We start from the raw sequence: 17191 nt of genomic DNA on the forward strand, positions 1-17191 counted from the left end.
AGTATATCAGTTCTGGATTATGGGATACCAGTAGACAAGTATCCAATCGGATTTCGTGACCCGTTAAACGGAGCAAGACTTGCTGAAACGTCTGCCAGAAATGCCGCATTCCCGGACTGCGACACGCTCCGTGGGCGATCTTCTGGCGGGCATGCGGCTCGATCCCGAGACGAACATCACCTTCCAGATCTTCGATATTCTCCGCGACCTCATCGTCTCGGTGCAGCTTCGCCCCGGCCAGCGGATCTCCGAGAAGGAAGTCGCGGCGGCTCTCAATGCCAGCAAGACCCCGGTGCGCGAGGCGCTGATCCGCCTTGACGAAAGCGACCTCGTCCGCATCGTGCCCCAGAGCGGCACCTACGTGACGAAGATCTCCGTCAATCGCTACACCACGGCCTGCTTCATCCGCCTTCAACTCGAGCTCGGCGCGGTGCGCGGTGCGGCCTCCTACCCGGATCCCCGCCACCGGATCGAGGAACTCGACGACATTCTCGCACGGCAGGCCGATGCCCTCGCAGAGGAGGATCACGCCGGCTTCTTCGCGCTCGACGAGGCATTTCACCACCAGCTTTTCATCCTTGCCGGCTGCGGAGATGTCTGGCGCACGGCGCGTCGCTCGCAGTTCGACCTCAACCGCGCCCGCCATATCCGCCGGATGCACCGCATCCTGCGCGGCCCGGAGGTGCTTCGGGAACATGCCGCAATCGCGGAGGCAATCCGCACCCGAAACCCAGACCGTGCCGAAACCGCACTCCGCGCACATATCGGCGATCTCGACCGGCAGATCGGCGTGCTCTTCACCGACGAAAGGCTGCATGGGCTGATCGAATTGCCCACCCCGAACTGAGAGGCCCCAACGCCCCAGACGCCCGAAACGGGCACCACAACGGAAAAAGAGACCGAAAAGGGAGGATCCAATGAAAAAGAAACTGCTCGCCACGGCCATTCTCGGCACCACATGCCTGACATCCGCCGCCCTCGCGGACGAGAGCCTGCGGATCACCGACGAGCCGCTCGAACTGACCATCCACATGCACTGGGACCGCGCACAGGGCTACAACGAGAACTACCCCGTCGAGCAGGCGGCACGCGAAATGACGGGCATCCACCTCATCGATGCCACCGCCGGCAAGAACTCCACCGACCAGCGCGAAGCGATGAGCCTGCTGCTCGCCCAGGGCAACCTGCCCGACATCGTCGGTAGCCAGCTCATCAAGCAACCGGTGAACGAGTTCGGCCCCCAGGGCGCCTTCCTGCCGCTCAACGAGCTGATCGAAGAACACGCCCCCAACATCAAGGCCTTCTTCGACGAACGCCCGGAACTGCGCCAGGCAATCTCAGCCTATGACGGCAACATGTATTACATCCCCTACCTGCCCGACGGGAAATACGGCCGCGCCTGGTTCGTCCGGCAGGACTGGCTCGACAAGCTCGGACTGGAGCAGCCGCAGAACGTCGATGAACTCTACGATACGCTCGTGGCCTTCCGCGACCAGGACCCGAACGGCAACGGCCTGAAGGACGAGGTGCCCTTCTTCGTCCGGGACTGGGAGGAACTCATCCGCCTCGTCACGCTCTGGGACGGGCGCTCTTCCGGCTCGGACACACCGCACGACTTCCTGGTCAATGCGGACGGCGAGATCGTCCACCCCTACACGCAGGAAAACTACCGCATCGGCATGACCCATATCGCTGACTGGTACGCACAGGGGCTGATCGACCGCGAAGTCTTCACCCGTGGCACCTCGGCCCGCGACTACCTGCTCTCCGAGGATCTCGGCGGCATGACCCATGACTGGTTCGCCTCCACCTCCGGCTATAACGCCGCGCTGGAGGACGAGATCGAGGGCTTCAACTTCATCCCGTTCCTGCCCCCGGCCTCGGTCAGCGGCAACCGCATCGAGGAACACCGCCGCATCCCGATCAAACCGGATGGCTGGGCGATCAGTTACTCCAACGAACACCCGGTCGAGACCATCAAGTATTTCGACTTCTGGTTCACCGAACCGGGCCGCCTTCTGTCCAATTTCGGCGTCGAGGGCGAAACCTGGGACATGGTCGACGGCGAGCCGGTGTTCAAACCCGAGGTGCTCAACAGCGACCGCGCGGTCAACAGCCAGCTCTGGGAGGTCGGCGCCCAGATCAAGAAGGGCTACTGGCAGGACTACCGCTACGAATGGCAGTGGACCGCACCGGCCGCCCGCGAAGGCATCGAGCTCTACGATTCCGCCGATCTCCTCGTGGACCAGTTCCTCGGTGTCGCCTTCAACAAGGAAGAGCAGGCGATCTACGACCGCTACTGGCCGTCGATCCAGACCTACATGCTCGAGCGCCAGCAGGCCTGGGTGCTCGGTACCGGCAATATCGAAAATGACTGGGACGCCTATCTCGCGACCCTCGACAACATGGGCTACGGCCAGGTGATCCAGGTCATGAACGACGCCTACGCCCGCCAGTACAGCAACTGACCACGACGCATGAACCGGCGCGGCGGGGCCATCGCGCCTCGCCGCGCTGGCTTTTCTCACCCTGTTTCGCTGCCCTCCGGCGGTCCGATTGTCGTGCCCGCACGGATGAACCCCACACATCACGAAGAGAAGAAGGATAGGATGCTGAAAGTCTTGATCTCAGGAACCGGCTTTGCAGGACAAGGCCATGCCGATGCATTTCGAGGAGCGGGTGCCGAGGTGGTCGGCATGGTCGGCCGCACCCCGAGCGTCGTCCGCGAGGTCGCTGAAAAGATGGCCATCCCCTACGCGGGCACCGACTGGCAGGACGCGCTCGAGACCTGCAAGCCCGACATCGTCTCCATCGCCACCCCGGGCGGCGCGCATTACGCGCCCATCAGGCAGGCCATCGCCGCCGGATGCCACGTCTTCGTCGACAAGCCGATGACCGAAAGCGGCGAAACAGCCGTCGAACTCAGACGCCTCGCGGATGAGAAAGGCGTCAAGACCGCTTACGCCGCGAGCTTTCGCTATGCACCCAGTGTTCTTCACGCGAAACGGCTGGTGGCAGAAGGCGCGATCGGCGAGCCCACGGAGATCGAATGCATCTCCCATTTCAATCTGGAGCGCGAGATCCCCTTCGGCTGGTCACACCAGAAATCCGCGGGTGGCGGTCGCCTCAACAACAATTTCACCCACACGCTCTCCATCGCCTGTTCCGTCGTGGGCGACAGGATCCTGGGCATCATGGGCGAGGTGCGCGACGATCTCGGGCGTGCGCCCATCGTCGAGGGCGTCCACAACTTCGCCACGCGGCGCAACTTCATTCCGAAGGATCTCTCCGACCCCTCTCTCGAATGGGGCGAGAGCGATGTCGAATGGTCCTATACCGTGCTGGCACAACTCGAGAGCCCCTTTGCCGAGAAGCCGGTATCGGTCCTCTTCAAGCATGGCGGCCTCGTGCCGCGCTTTCACGAGGATCACATCGTCTTCTACGGCAAGGAGGGCGCGATCTACATCAAGGGCCATTACGGCAGCCGCGAACTCTACCACTACGGCGCAAGCAAGACCTGGACGGAGCTTCCCCTGCCCGAGGACATCGCCGCATCCATCCCGAAGGTGGAGGGCGAGACCGAGCAATGCTGGCACTATCTCGCCCGCGAATTCGTCCGCGACATCAGGGGAGAGAGCGTCGAGCCCTACCCGACCTTCACAGAGGGAAGCCGGTATCAGCAGATCATCGACCTGATCCGCCGCAATGACGACTGGACCGACCTGTCCAACCTGGCCTGAGGAACCCAACGATGAAAATCACCGATGCAAAAGTCTTCGTCGGCGGCCCCGGCAAGAATTACGTCACGCTCAAGATCATGACCGATCAGGGCATCTACGGTCTGGGCGACGCGACGCTCAACAACCGCGAGACCCTGCCCGCGACCTACCTTCAGGACTACCTTGTACCGAACCTGATCGGGATGGACCCGCGCAACAGCGAGGACATCTGGCAATTCTTCTATCGTGGCGCCTACTTCCGACGCGGCCCCATTGCCATGGCCGCCTTCGGCGCGATCGACATGGCCCTTTGGGACATCAAGGGCAAGATCGCCGGCCTGCCGCTCTATCAGCTCTTTGGTGGCAAGAGCCGCGCGGGCGCCATGGTCTATGCCCATGCGACCGGCGCCGACCTCGAAGACCTCATGGACTCGATCTCGTATTTCGTCGAGCAGGGATACAAGGCCGTGCGCGTCCAGTGCGGCATACCCGGAATGCCGAGCGCGAGCTATGCCGTGCCCGAGGAAAAGGGCGCATCCACCTCCTACATGACCGATTTCAGCGGCATCCGGCCCAAGGTCGAGACCTGGGACACCGAGCGCTACATGCGCTACATGCCCGGAGCGCTGGCCGAGATCCGGGCGCGCTTCGGTCCCGACCTGAAGATCCTTCATGACGTTCATCACCGGCTGATGCCGCGCGAGGCCGCCGAATTCGCGAGGGCCGTCGAACCCGTCGGCCTGTTCTGGCTGGAAGATCCCACACCCGCAGAGGACCAAGCCGCGCTCCGGCTCCTGCGCCAGCATTCCACCGTTCCCATCGCCATCGGCGAGGTCTTCAACTCGATCTGGGAATGCAACAAGTTGATCGAAGAAGAACTGATCGACTTCATCCGCGTGGCCGTCACCTACGCCGGCGGCATCACCCATGTGAAGCGGATCGTCGATCTCGCGGGTCTGCACAATGTCCGCACGGGCTTTCACGGCGCACCGAGCCATTCGCCGATCTGCATGGCGGCCCAGGCGCATCTCAACGCCTGGGCGCCCAATTTCGGCATCCAGGAATACCTGGTGCTGGGCACGCCAGAATGTGACGCGCTCTTCCCATCCGAGCACCGGATGGAGAATGGACTCGTTTTTGTCAGCGATACGCCCGGCCTTGGCGTGGACTTCGACGAGGCCGAAGCGGCGCGCTACAGCTACAAGCCGGGCAGCCATCCGGTAGTGCGCCTCGAGGACGGAACACTCTGGAATTACTGAACACTCAACCGGGCATGGGCGAATAGACGCCGTCAAAGCCGTATTTTTAAAGGAAGGAAGTGGCGCCGCTCCGCTTCCTTCTTGATTTCATGTCGACTGATCTTGTATACTAGTCTACAATGAAATGCACGGAGCGGGGGAATCATGAAAATCGCTGAAATCTGGCGAAATGCGAGCAGTCGCATTGGCGTGAGGACTTATGCGCGATACGCTCATCGCGTTTAGTCGTTATGCTTGGGCCATTGCCGCAACAATGCGCACGCCCCGGCATCTGGACGCGCAAACACTCTGGACGCGTCCGATTCACAAGTAACCTGTGTGCTTTTCTAAAATACGATCTTTGAAACTTGGGCGGCAGTTGCCAACCTTTCCGCCCCGGGAGGAAACATGGAAAATGATCTCTTGGCATCGGTACTGGAACGCAGGGTCGATTTTGCCCTCGTCGTTCTCTACCTGATTTTCATCGTGGCCATCGGCTTTCTGTTCAGCGGAAAGTCGAACACGCCGAGCAACTACTTCCGCGGCGGCGGCAAGCTGCTCTGGTGGATGACCGGCGCCAGCGCCTTCATGGTCCAGTTCTCCGCCTGGACCTTCACCGGCGCCGCCGGCAAGGCCTATACCGACGGCCTCGCCGTCGCCGTCATCTTCATCGGCAACGCGGTGGGCTATTTCGTCTCCTTCCTGCTCGTGGCCGAGATGTTCCGCCAGACGCGCTGCATCACGCCCGTGGATGCGATCCGGCGGCGCTACGGTCCGGTTAACGAACAGTTCTTCACCTGGGCGCAGGTGCCGCTGGGCGTCATCCAGGCCGGGATCTGGCTCAATGGCCTCGCGATCTTCACCTCGGCCGTCTTCGGCATCTCCATCGAATGGACCATCGTCATCACCGGCCTCGTCGTGATGTTCGTCTCGCTTACCGGCGGAGCCTGGGCTGTCGTCGCCTCGGACTACGTCCAGATGCTGGTCATCATGGCGATCTCGATCACCGCCTGCGTGTTCGTCGCCACCGAGTTCGGCGTCTCCACCGTGATAGTCGAGTTCCCCAACGACCTCTTCACCAACAACATGAACTACGTCGGCCTGTTCTTCGTCTGGTCGCTGATGTCGATCTCCAAGCAGATCTTCTCGACGAACAACATGTATGACGCCTCGCGCTACCTCGTGGCGAAGGACAGCAAGAACGCCAAGAAGGCCGCCCTGCTTGCCTCGCTGCTGATGCTCGCTGGCACGTTCATCTGGTTCCTGCCGCCGATGGCCACTGCCGTCATGGGCATCGACCTCGAGGCGACCTACCCCACCCTCGGCTCCAAGGCCTCGGACGCCGCATATCTTGGCTTCGTCGACACCGTCATGCCCGTGGGCATGGTCGGCATAATGATGGCAGCGCTCTTCTCGGCCACCATGTCCTCGATGGACTCCGGCCTCAACCGCAGTGCCGGCATCATGTGCATGAACTTCTACAAGCCGGTGATCCGCGGCGGCCATGCCAGCGACGGCGAACTGATGACAGTGGGCAAGATCATCACCTTCTTCTTCGGCGTGATCATCGTGCTCGTGGGCCTCTTCATCGCCTCCCTGAAGGAACTGAGCCTCTTCGACATCATGCTCCAGATGGGCAGCCTCATCCAGATGCCGATCCTGATCCCGCTCTTCCTGGCCGTCTTCGTGCGCCGGGTGCCGGACTGGGCCCCCTGGGCGACGGTGATCCTCGGAATTGGCGTGTCCCTCCTGTCGAAATACGTCCTGACGGCCGACGCACTCGGCGCAATGTTCGGAGCGGAATTCACCAGCCGCGAAGGCAGCGACCTGGTGTTCATCGTCTCGATGTTCCTGCACCTGACGGTCACGGTCGGCTTCTTCTTCTGGACCCGCCGCTTCTACAACGGCCTGTCGCCCGTGCGTCATGAGGAAGTCGACGCATTCTTCGAAGACATCGCCACCCCGGTCGTCTCGGAAGAAGGCGTCAGCGCAACCGACCTGGAACAGCGCAACAAGCTGGGCACGCTCGCCATGATCTACGGCGTGACGATCCTGCTCCTGCCGCTGATCCCGCAGCCCGACGGCCAGGAAGGCGCGTTCTTCGGCTTCGGACTGACAGGCGGCATCGTGCTCTGCATCGGCGCGCTCCTGAAGCTCTCGGCCCGTGGGCCGGCAACGGTGGTCGAACCGGCCGAATGATCCTACCAGGCGCGCGGGCCTGCCCCGCGCCCCGGCCAGACATAACAATGCCCCGGGCCCAGTGCCCGGGGCATTTTCGTTACGGCAGGGTATCGTCCTCAGATCTCTCCGCAGAGCGGGCGTTCGAGAAAGGCGATGCGCCGGGAATAGTCCGTCTCTTCCACCAGAGCGTGGATCATCTTGGCGTAGGCCGCCTCGACCGTCATGTCGCGGCCATCGGCAACGCCGCCCTCCACCAGCACGGCGCCCGCTGCATAGGTTCCGAGCGCCACCCCGCCCTCGGCGCATTGGCTCACCGCCATCACCGGAACTTCGCCCGCCCGCGCCGCGGCCAGCGCCGACCGCAGGGCCTCGGACTCCGGTATCGTCCCAGAGCCGAAACAACGCAGGATGATCGCATCGCAGTTCGTCACCACATGACCGAGCAGATCCGCCGGCATGAAGGGGGCCGCCGCAATGATTGCCACCCGCGCATTCCGTGCCTCATGCCGGATGAGCGCCGCCCCGTCGCGCCGCGGCGGCACATGGGCCGGAACGCAGGAAAACGCGTCGTGCTTGCGCGAATGGGTCTTGTAGACCCGCGCCCCGTGCAGCCGCCGGCCGGCGAATTGCACCCAGACACCGGCGGGCGCATCGAGCACCGCCGCAAAGGCATCACGCAGGTTTCCGGCCCCGTCATTCTCCGGCTCGGTCAGCGGCAGCATAGACCCGGTCAGGATCACCGGCATCTCTAGTCCCTCCAGCGCGAAGCAGAGGGCCGCCGCGGTATAGGCCAGCGTGTCGGTGCCGTGGGTCACGACCACTCCGCGATAGCGCCCCACCGCATCCGCGATCCGGCGGCTGATCCGGTTCCAGTCCTCGGGCGTGGCGTTCGCGCTGTCGATGAGGGGCGTGAGCAATTCGATGTCGATCTCGTGCGCGCCCGTGCGACCGCCCAGCTCCTTCTCGACGAAATCCTCGACCACCCCGGCCTTCGGCGCGAAGCCCGTTTCCGTCCGGGCCATCGAGATGGTTCCCCCGGTGTGGATCAACAAGACAGCCATGCCCCCGCTTCCTCCAATTCATTCACGCGACCAGCGGGGCCTCTTTAGTCGGCACTTGCCGGAAGGCGAAGGGCCTTCGGCTCAGGCAGGCGTTTCTTCGAGCAGCCCGACATCTGGCGTCAGCAGTGCCTGGATCTCCTCCGCCGTGCCGTATCCCAGGGCAACCGCGGATTGCGTCACGCTCAGATCCTCCGCCAGCGCGTGTTTCGCCACCTTCGCCGCCTTGGCGTAGCCGATATGAGGCACGAGCAGCGTCGCCAGAACGAGGCTGTTTTCCAGCGCGCCTTCACACTGCGCCCGATTGGCCTCGATCCCGCGCACGCAGCGCTTGTCGAGCGTATCCATTGCGCGGATCAGCATCCGCATGGATTGCAACACATTCAGAACGATCACCGGCTCGAACGCATTGAGCTGAAGCTGCCCATGTTCCGCCGCGAGCGTCACCGTCAGATCGTTGCCGATCACCTGGAACGCCACCTGGTTCACCACCTCGGGGATGACCGGGTTGATCTTGCCCGGCATGATCGAGCTGCCAGCCTGCACCGGCGGCAGCACGATCTCGCGCAGACCCGAGCGCGGCCCGGAAGAAAGCAGGCGGAGATCGTTGCAGATCTTCGAGAGCTTCACCGAAATCCGCTTGAGGATGCCCGAGAAGGTCACATAGGCGCCGGTATCGGACGCCGCCTCGATCAGATGCCCGGCGAGCGACACGTCCATTCCCGAGATCGTCGAGAGCTTCGCCACCGCCAGTTCGGCGTAGCCGTCGGGGGTGTTGACCTTGGTGCCGATTGCCGTGCCGCCGAGATTGACCTCGAGCAGCAGTTTCGAGACCCGGCCGATGATCTCGATGTCTTCCCGAATGGTTGCCGCGAACCCTGCGAATTCCTGGCCGAGCGTCATCGGCACGGCGTCCTGCAACTGGGTCCGGCCGATCTTGCGGATATCCGCGAAGGCCTCGGCCCGCTCGTCGAATGCATGCGACAGTCGCTGCTGGGCCTGCTGAAGCGCATTGCACTGCGAAACGATCGCCAGCCGCATGGCAGTGGGATAGACGTCATTCGTCGATTGCGACTTGTTCACGTCATCATTGGGGTGGAGATGCTGATAGTCGCCCGGCTGATACCCCATCTTGATCAGCCCGAGATTGGCGATCACCTCATTGGCGTTCATGTTGGTCGAGGTGCCCGCGCCCCCCTGGATCATGTCGACCCGGAAATGCTCGTGGTGCTTTCCTGCAGCAATCTCGTCGCAGACCGCCGAGATCACTTCACCCTTCTCCTCCGAGAGCACCCCCAGTTTCACGTTGGTCCGGGCAGAGGCCTTCTTCACCCAGGCCAGCGCCCGAACGAACTCGGGAAAGAGGCTGAGCTTGATGTCCGAGATCGGGAAGTTCTCGATCGCGCGGGCGGTCTGGATACCCCAGATGCAATCTGCCGGAAGCTCCTTGGCGCCAAGACTGTCTTCTTCAATGCGGGACTTCATCGCGATCTCCGATCAGGCGGTAATTCGATTCTGTCGCCCAGAATACCCACGGATCTGGCGTACAAATAGGCACAAAATTGGGCGGTATGGGCTCAAATTTCCGCGCAGCCTTGCGACTTCCAGGGTCCGATCACCGAGGGTCCAGGCGGGTCCGTCGGATTGCCACGGCCGCTTCGGCCGGTTCAGTCGACTGGATGCTCGGATTGCGAATATTCAGGAAATGATTGGCAAGCCACGAGATGGCGGCTCGCGCTAACCGGCCATACAAATAGCCATACCGAAACCATATCGATTCCATACCGTTTCCATACTCGGATTCCGGTCGCTTTTCGCCGTTTCAGCCGCCTGCGGTGATGCTCACACTAGTGGGCGCACCCACAGCCCCAAACCGTCGATCACGGCTGCGGAACGCCGTCACTTCATCCCTCAGATGCGCGAGCGTGAACTCCGGCCAAGGGATCTCGGGGAAGCTGTATTCGGCGTAAACCCCTTGCCACAAAAGGAAATTCGAGACACGCTGTTCGCCGGACGTGCGGATGATGAAGTCCGGATCAGGCAGTCCGGCCGTATCGAGCGCGGCGGCCATGCTGTCCTCCCCGATCTCCTCGACCGGCCCGTCCCCGAGCTCCGCCGTCATCTTCTGTACGGCCCGCGCGATCTCGTCCCGCCCGCCATAATCGATGGCAATCGTCAGGTTGAGCCGCTCGCATTCCGCTGTCGCCTCTTCCAGGCGTGCCATAAGCCTCTGCAGCTTAAGGGGGATTCTGTGCCGCATCCCGATAAAGCGAACCCGCACTCCTTCTCGTTGCAGGCCATCGAGCTTGCTGAGGATATACTGCTGGAAGATTTTCATGAGCCCTTCGACTTCCGCAACCGGCCTGCGCCAGTTTTCCGTCGAGAAGGCATAGAGCGTAAGATGCGTGACCCCGATATCCGGACAGCCGCGGACAATTTCCGTTACCCGTTTCGCCCCGCGCGCGTGGCCGGAAATACGTGCAAGACCGCGCGATTGGGCCCAGCGCCCGTTTCCATCCATGATGATCCCGACATGGAGAGGCGGGCGGCCAACATCACTCATATACAAGGGCTCTCTAAAACTGATCCATCTGAATAAAACGGATCGTGCTGCCGCGCAACATCGACGGGGCGCAAAACCCAGAATTGAAAACCTTCGACACAAAACGTGAAAGGCCCGCGCTGTGGCGGGCCTTCCGGATCCTGTTGCTATCCAGGTCGGACAGCGGGGTCGCTATCAGACCTGGGCGCGCGGAACCCGGACGTTTTCGACCAGCTCCTGGATCTCCACCGGCGTCGGCTTGGTCATGCCCGAGACGATATAGGCCGTGGCGAAGTTCAGGATCGCACCGATCACACCGAAGCCCGACGGATTGATCCCGAGGATCCAGCCATCCGGCTCGCTCAGAGGAGCAGTACCCGGAATGAAGAACCAGCCCTTGTAGAGGAAGATGTAGACCATTGTCGTAATGAGGCCCACGAGCATCCCCGCAATGGCGCCTTCCTTGTTGATGCGCTTGGAGAAGATCCCCATCATCAGCACCGGGAAGAGACTAGAAGCCGCAAGTCCGAAGGCCAGCGCCACCACCTGCGCCGCGAAGCCCGGCGGGTTGAGGCCCAGATAGCCCGCTATACAGATCGCCACCAGCATCGAGATCCGCGCTGCCATCAACTCCGCCTTGGGCGAAATCGTCGGCATAAAGATCCCTTTCAGCAGGTCGTGGCTAACCGAGGACGAGATCGCGAGCAGAAGCCCTGCAGCAGTGGAAAGCGCAGCTGCGATACCACCAGCGGCCACAAGTGCCGCGACCCAGTTGGGAAGCTGTGCGATCTCGGGATTCGCGAGCACCATGATGTCGCGGTCGAACTCGACCAGTTCGTTGCCAGCCCAGCCATAACCCTCGGCCTCAGCGGCCATTTCCGGGTTCGCATCGTTGTAGTACTGGATGCGACCGTCACCGTTCTTGTCTTCGAACGCCAGCAGCCCGGTTGATTCCCAGCGGTCCATCCATGCCGGACGCTCATCGAAAGGCAGGTTTGCGGTTTCTTCGCCGACAGGGCCGGTCTGGATCGTCGTGGTCATGTTGTAGATCGCCATGGCCGCGACAGCCGGTGCCACCGTGTAGAGAAGCGCAATGAAGATCAGCGCATAGCCTGCCGACTTGCGCGCATCCGAGATCTTCGGCACGGTGAAGAAGCGCACGATCACGTGGGGCAAGCCCGCGGTGCCGATCATGAGCGAGAGCGTGAGCAGGAACATGTTGTAGGTGCCCATGCCCGGACGATCAGTGTAGGAACCGAAACCGATCTCCGTCATCGTCCTGTCGAGCGCTTCGAGCAGATAGGTATCCGAACCCGCAAGCGTGGATCCGAGACCGAGCTGCGGCAGCGCCACGCCGGTGATCTCGATCGAGATGAAGATCGCCGGGACGGTGTAGGCGAAGATCATGATCACGTACTGCGCGATCTGCGTGTAGGTGATCCCCTTCATGCCGCCCATGACGGCGTAGATCGCCACGATCACCATGCCGACCAGAAGCCCGAGCGTGATGGGCAGGTTCAGGATGTTGGAGAAGGCGATGCCGACGCCGCGCATCTGGCCGATCACGTAGGTCAGCGAGATCATCAGCAGACAGATCACCGCCACGGCACGCGCGGTAGTGGAGTAGAAGCGGTCGCCGATGAACTCCGGCACGGTGAACTTGCCGAATTTGCGCAGGTAGGGTGCGAGCAGAAGCGCCATCAGAACGTATCCGCCGGTCCACCCCATGAGGTAAGCACCGCCGGTATATCCGAGAAACGCGATCAGGCCTGCCATAGAGATGAACGAGGCCGCCGACATCCAGTCCGCCGCCGTGGCCATACCGTTTGCGACCGGGTGAATGCCGCCGCCTGCAACGTAGAATTCCTCGGTGCTTCCGGCCCGCGACCAAATTGCGATTGCGATGTAGACAAGGAAGGTCAGCCCCACCGCAATGAGGCTCATAGTTTGAAGATCCATGGTCCCGGCCCCTTATTGCTCGTCTACGTCGAATTCCCGATCCAGCTTGTTCATCCGCCAAGCATAGAAGAAGATCAGGACAATGAAGACGTAGATCGCGCCCTGCTGGGCAAACCAGAAGCCAAGCGGGTAGCCGCCAAGCTGAATTCCGTTCAACAATGGGGCGAACAGGATACCTGCGCCCAAGGACACCAGTGCCCAAACGATGAGGCAGGGAACAATAATGGAAATGTTCCTGCTCCAATACTCTCCGACATCTTTACGTTGCGCGTTCATGTTTCTCCCCAGTTACATAATCTGCGTGTGGCCAGCCCGCGCGCGACCTCCCGAATAGGTGCACGGGACATATTGTTATTCGACACATTAGTTTTTTTGTTAGATGTTTCAAAGCTGATAGTCCAGTGATATTTTGGATTGCAGCCTCTTCGACTCTCGGAAGGCCTCCTTCAGAATCCTCCTGTCGAGGTCGTGCAAACCATCAGGCGCCACCCGATTCGAAAGATTCTTTCCCTGCTCCGCCTGCATCTCGTTGACCCGCATTCGCAACAGGCGAATGTAGTCGTAAGCATCTCTCCACGCTGCAGAATCATTGGAATTGAGCGCGCCTTTTTCGGTTGCAGCTGTAAGTCTGGAGACGGTGTTTGTGGCCGGAATTCCGTTTGCCAGCGCAATGATTCGCATGGCATCGATGAAGGGTGTGACGCCGTTTACCTTGAGATCGATTGTGTTCGACTGATCACCCTTACCTGACAGCCTAAAGTCTCTGATTAACCCTAATGGCGGAGTATTTCTTAAAGCATTGGCCGCCATCTGCTTCAGGAAGCGACTATTCTTGGAAGTTTTTTCAAGTAGCCAGCCTCGCAACTCGTCAAGCGGAGTCTCGTCACCCCATATGGGACGAAAGTCGAAGAAGATCGAACCCTTCAAAAGGTGCTCCGGCGTGCCTTGGTCGATCCATGCGGTGAACCGCCTTTTCCACTCATCAAGCGTCAGACAACACTCCGGATTCTGGGCCATGATCCCGCCGGTACAGAGCGGGAAGCCACTGGCATCCAATGCATCGTTGATCTTCTTCGCGATCGGCAGGAGGATCGCCCGGCCAGCGTCCGCATCCATGCCTTCCGGAGGAGTGAAGACGATGCCGTTGTCCTGGTCTGTTTTGAGGGTCTGCTCCTGTCGCCCCTCGCTACCAAAGGCCATCCACGTGAAGGGCAAGGGCGCTCCACCCTCCTCGTCCAGCACCATCTCGATCAGGCGCACCGCGATCTGGTCATTCAGGAGCGTGATGATCTGGGTGATCTGCGCGACCTTCATCCCTTGCGCGATCATCTGCGCCACGAGCAGATGAATGTCGCCTGCGAGCCGCGCCACCTCCTCAACGCTCGGCGCCTTGTTGATCGACTTCGATAGGTTCACGAGGCCGACCCGCTGCATCGAGAACAGGTCGCGTTCGGAGACGACACCTTTCAGTCGTCCGTCTTCTACCACGACGATATGATGAATGCCCGCATGGGCCATCTTCATAGCTGCTTCGAAAGCGAAAGCTGAACTTGGGATCGTGATCGGATCTTCGGTCATCACCGAGCGGATCGGCTCGGAAGAGGATACCCCGGCCAGCGCCACGCGATTCATAAGATCCCGCAGGGTGAAGATCCCGATAGGTCGACCATCGCCATCCACGATCAGCATGGAGCCGATATTTGCCTGGCTCATCCTTTGGAGCACCTGAGAGATCGGCACGTCCGGACCGCTCGTTGTCGGGCGCCTGAGCCGCTTTTCCTTGAGGGTGAGGTTGAGCGAACTGTCATCGCCCAGCCCTTGCGCTGCCTCGGCCTGGATCTGGCGGCTGACCTTCTCCATCAGGCCGGAAAGTCTGTGAGTGCAGTAGGCGCTGAATGCCTTCGAGATCGCGCGAAGCTGGTTGAAATCGGACTTGCGCATGGTCAGGCAGACCACGTCACCACAAGCGCGCTGGACATTGCGGATCGCCCTGTCAGCGACCAAAGCCCCAATCGGGAAGCACTCCCCCGGGACAAGCTCGAAGGCATTGCCGGAGATCGCCTCGTCCTCCTCGCTCTTTTCGCCGATGACGAGGCCGGATTTCAGAATGTAGAACCACTCCGCCGGTCCCGCCGCAGGATCGGTGATCGCTTCCCCATCCCGGAATGTGACGCGCTTGAGCTTTGTCGCGAGAAAGTCCACATGCGCTGCCTCCATCTTGTCATAAGGCGGATGAGCGGTGAGAAACTCGATTGCCTCAGCCCTCTCCTGTGCCGCTGACGGCGCATTGTCGTGAAGGTTCATCTCAGGCACCATTTCCCGTTCCATGCGCGAACACCGCGCTGCGATGCCGCAATTCCGCGGCCATGTTGGTCCGGCGCATGACTTCACCGAACGTGTCGAGCCCCTGTGCTTCCAACCGCCCGATCATCTTGACGAGCAGATCAGCCGTCGCGATCGTATCGCCCAAAGCGGTATGCCGAGCCGCATTGGGGATGTTGTAGCGTTCGCAAAGAGCGTCGAGTGAGTGATCGTCCTTCTCCCCGTCGAGCAGGCGCGATATCAGCATTGTATCGAGGACCGGATTGTCGAACGAAACGCCCGCTGTTCTTTCCTTCAGGGAAACGAAACGCAGGTCGAAGGCGGCATTGTGTGCGACGAGGACGGCATCGCTCGCCATGGCGTGAAATTGCGGCAAGACCTCGTCGACGGTGGGCTTGTCTGCAACGTCTGCATCCGTGAGCCCGTGAAACTTGATTGAACGTGGCGGGATCGGCCGGCCGGGATTGATCACCCAGTCCATGCCTTCCCCCGAGAGGATACGCTTGCGGACCACCGGCACTGCGGCAATCTGGACAATTTCGTCTCCCTGATCCGGGTTGAGCCCGGTCATTTCGCAATCGAAGACGACGTAGCGCAGTTCGCCGAGCTTTCTCTCGGCAAGATCGGCATCGCCCTGATGCGCAGCCATCAACTCTGCGTCGTAGAATTCCGGTCGCGCGGGATGTCTTCGTGATGGCGCCGCATCCGGGCGCTGCGCTGGTGCGCTGAGTGGAATTCTCAGAAAGCTGCTTCCACTGCTGGTGGGTCCGGATGCCTCCAGACGCGTCCCATGTCGTTCCAGGACGTTGCGGACCCGCTGATGCTCCCCCGGCCCCTGGCATTCGAGTTCGAGCCAGGCGTCAAGTTCCTCGGCATCAACCGGCGCGCCCTTCCAGCTCAGTTCGAGAACCAGACCCGGCTCCTCCGGGCGGGTTTCCACAAAAACCTCCGTCACACTCAGCCTGGCGCCGATCTCGAGCACGAGGGCCTCGATCGCTTCGACGAGCGCCATGCTGTCAACTCGCACCCAGAGCGGAGTTCCGATCATGACTACTCGAGGCGCACCCTCAGGCAAGGTCTTCTGCACAAGCTTGATGAGGTCGAGCGCATAGACATCCACGAGGGTCGAATGACGGAGCATGAGATCGCGAATTCCGAGAGACACGGCATCCGTCATTTCCGCCGCTTCGCGGCTGGCATCCGCAACGATCCGCACGAGCATCTCCTGCTCGCCCCCGGCGGCACTACCAATCTGGCCGATCCGCTCCGCTGAACGACGGATCTCTGCGAGCATCGGGGCAAGCTCCGTTTCGAGTGTGTGCTGCAAAGCATCTCCGCCGGCCAGCAGAGCTTCATCCTCCGAGCCATCGACAAGGGTAATGAGGTAGCCCGTCACTTCGCCGGAATCGCCGATAAGAAGGGCCATCCGACCGTGAAAGACCTTTGCCCCATCGGGCGTGGTGCAGAAGAATGGAGCGGAAATGGCGTTGAGGGAGTCGGGATCCGCCTCATGTCGCAACTCAAGTCGAGTAAGGCTGTGACTGACGGGACCGATATCAATGATATCGCCAAGATACCGCCCTAGTCCTATCCGTTCCGGCATGTCCGGAAGCGCAACCGCGGCCTTGTTGTAAAGCATGATCTGATGCTGATGATTGCAAACGAAAACACCCTCGTTGAGGTTCTGCAATATCGACTCAAGCCAGACTTTTTGCCCACCGGCCTTTGCGGCCTCGGCCAATGCGATGTCGCGCGTTTCCTGACGTGCCGCCGAGAGCGCCTCTGCAAGTGCCTTGCATTCACCCGCGAGTGGACCGAGAAAGCCGGTGCCAGAGAGACCGAAGCGGAGGTCCGGATCCCGCGTCTCGCGGAACAGTCGCATCTTGCGAACGAGGCGCTGAGCGGGAACTGCGACCATTGCCGCGTGCATCCCCCATGCACAAAGCACCACGCCACCCGCAATAGCCGCGGCGGCCACGGGCGCCAACCAACCATCGACACCGGGGGCCATCCGGACAGCCCCCCAACCGGCGGCAAGAGCGGCCAGGGTCAGCAAACCGAAACCCATATGTGATTGTGCGTTCACGTGCCCATCATGCGAAGCGACCCGCGTCCTCCCTGCTTTTTCCAATCCCTTTGACGGTTGTGCTTCCTGTTGGCCTTGATCTGGAA

At 61.3% G+C, this 17191-nt stretch carries 12 protein-coding genes; 5 read left to right on the forward strand and 7 right to left on the reverse strand.

Annotated elements, in window-relative coordinates:
- Positions 1-79: 79 nt before the first annotated feature.
- The 5 genes from ACP15W_RS08320 to ACP15W_RS08340 all read left to right on the forward strand — a co-directional run bounded on the left by ACP15W_RS08320 (position 80) and on the right by ACP15W_RS08340 (position 7156).
- Positions 80-847, forward strand: coding sequence for a GntR family transcriptional regulator (locus ACP15W_RS08320; protein ID WP_424932409.1), 768 nt, complete (start codon positions 80-82; stop codon positions 845-847).
- Positions 848-917: 70 nt separating this feature from the next.
- Positions 918-2468 carry an extracellular solute-binding protein gene (locus ACP15W_RS08325; protein WP_424932410.1) on the forward strand — a complete coding sequence of 517 codons (1551 nt, stop codon included), beginning with the start codon at positions 918-920 and terminating at the stop codon, positions 2466-2468.
- Positions 2469-2609: 141 nt separating this feature from the next.
- Complete coding sequence (locus ACP15W_RS08330; RefSeq protein ID WP_424932411.1) at positions 2610-3740, forward strand: Gfo/Idh/MocA family protein; 1131 nt, start codon at positions 2610-2612, stop codon at positions 3738-3740.
- Between the two features lie 11 nt (positions 3741-3751).
- Positions 3752-4978, forward strand: coding sequence for a D-mannonate dehydratase ManD (manD, locus tag ACP15W_RS08335; protein WP_424932412.1), 1227 nt, complete (start codon positions 3752-3754; stop codon positions 4976-4978).
- A 387-nt stretch (positions 4979-5365) separates the two neighbouring features.
- Entirely contained in the window at positions 5366-7156 is a 1791-nt protein-coding gene (locus tag ACP15W_RS08340) for a sodium:solute symporter family transporter (protein ID WP_424932413.1), read from the forward strand.
- Between the two features lie 98 nt (positions 7157-7254).
- Here the strand turns inward: ACP15W_RS08340 and ACP15W_RS08345 are convergent, their stop codons facing one another.
- The 7 genes from ACP15W_RS08345 to ACP15W_RS08375 all read right to left on the reverse strand — a co-directional run bounded on the left by ACP15W_RS08345 (position 7255) and on the right by ACP15W_RS08375 (position 17105).
- Positions 7255-8199: an asparaginase gene (locus tag ACP15W_RS08345; RefSeq protein WP_424932414.1), complete on the reverse strand. Its 945-nt coding sequence runs from the start codon at positions 8197-8199 to the stop codon at positions 7255-7257.
- A gap of 81 nt (positions 8200-8280) precedes the next feature.
- A complete protein-coding gene (locus ACP15W_RS08350; protein WP_424932415.1) occupies positions 8281-9681 on the reverse strand; it encodes an aspartate ammonia-lyase in 1401 nt (466 codons plus the stop codon).
- Positions 9682-10018: 337 nt separating this feature from the next.
- A complete protein-coding gene (gene uppS / locus ACP15W_RS08355; protein ID WP_424932416.1) occupies positions 10019-10759 on the reverse strand; it encodes a polyprenyl diphosphate synthase in 741 nt (246 codons plus the stop codon).
- Between the two features lie 174 nt (positions 10760-10933).
- Positions 10934-12697: a sodium:solute symporter family protein gene (locus ACP15W_RS08360; RefSeq protein ID WP_424932417.1), complete on the reverse strand. Its 1764-nt coding sequence runs from the start codon at positions 12695-12697 to the stop codon at positions 10934-10936.
- A gap of 12 nt (positions 12698-12709) precedes the next feature.
- Positions 12710-12973, reverse strand: coding sequence for a DUF4212 domain-containing protein (locus ACP15W_RS08365; protein WP_424932418.1), 264 nt, complete (start codon positions 12971-12973; stop codon positions 12710-12712).
- 108 nt (positions 12974-13081) lie between these two features.
- On the reverse strand, positions 13082-14638 hold the full coding sequence (locus tag ACP15W_RS08370) for a DUF294 nucleotidyltransferase-like domain-containing protein (RefSeq protein ID WP_424932419.1): 1557 nt from the start codon (positions 14636-14638) through the stop codon (positions 13082-13084).
- A 364-nt stretch (positions 14639-15002) separates the two neighbouring features.
- Positions 15003-17105, reverse strand: a complete 2103-nt coding sequence (locus ACP15W_RS08375; protein ID WP_424932420.1) for an exonuclease domain-containing protein — start codon at positions 17103-17105, stop codon at positions 15003-15005.
- Positions 17106-17191 lie beyond the last annotated feature (86 nt).

The organism is Amaricoccus macauensis, from assembly GCF_049800915.1.
Classification (GTDB): Bacteria; Pseudomonadota; Alphaproteobacteria; order Rhodobacterales; family Rhodobacteraceae; genus Amaricoccus; species Amaricoccus macauensis_A.

Bases quoted from the DNA above. Each gene is read 5' to 3' on its own strand.
- ACP15W_RS08325 (WP_424932410.1), top strand. From the start codon at position 918: ATGAAAAAGAAACTGCTCGCCACGGCCATTCTCGGCACCACATGCCTG.
- ACP15W_RS08330 (WP_424932411.1), top strand. From the start codon at position 2,610: ATGCTGAAAGTCTTGATCTCAGGAACCGGCTTTGCAGGACAAGGCCAT.
- manD (WP_424932412.1), top strand. From the start codon at position 3,752: ATGAAAATCACCGATGCAAAAGTCTTCGTCGGCGGCCCCGGCAAGAAT.
- ACP15W_RS08340 (WP_424932413.1), top strand. From the start codon at position 5,366: ATGGAAAATGATCTCTTGGCATCGGTACTGGAACGCAGGGTCGATTTT.
- ACP15W_RS08345 (WP_424932414.1), bottom strand. From the start codon at position 8,199: ATGGCTGTCTTGTTGATCCACACCGGGGGAACCATCTCGATGGCCCGG.
- ACP15W_RS08350 (WP_424932415.1), bottom strand. From the start codon at position 9,681: ATGAAGTCCCGCATTGAAGAAGACAGTCTTGGCGCCAAGGAGCTTCCG.
- uppS (WP_424932416.1), bottom strand. From the start codon at position 10,759: ATGAGTGATGTTGGCCGCCCGCCTCTCCATGTCGGGATCATCATGGAT.
- ACP15W_RS08360 (WP_424932417.1), bottom strand. From the start codon at position 12,697: ATGGATCTTCAAACTATGAGCCTCATTGCGGTGGGGCTGACCTTCCTT.
- ACP15W_RS08365 (WP_424932418.1), bottom strand. From the start codon at position 12,973: ATGAACGCGCAACGTAAAGATGTCGGAGAGTATTGGAGCAGGAACATT.
- ACP15W_RS08370 (WP_424932419.1), bottom strand. From the start codon at position 14,638: ATGCGCAAGTCCGATTTCAACCAGCTTCGCGCGATCTCGAAGGCATTC.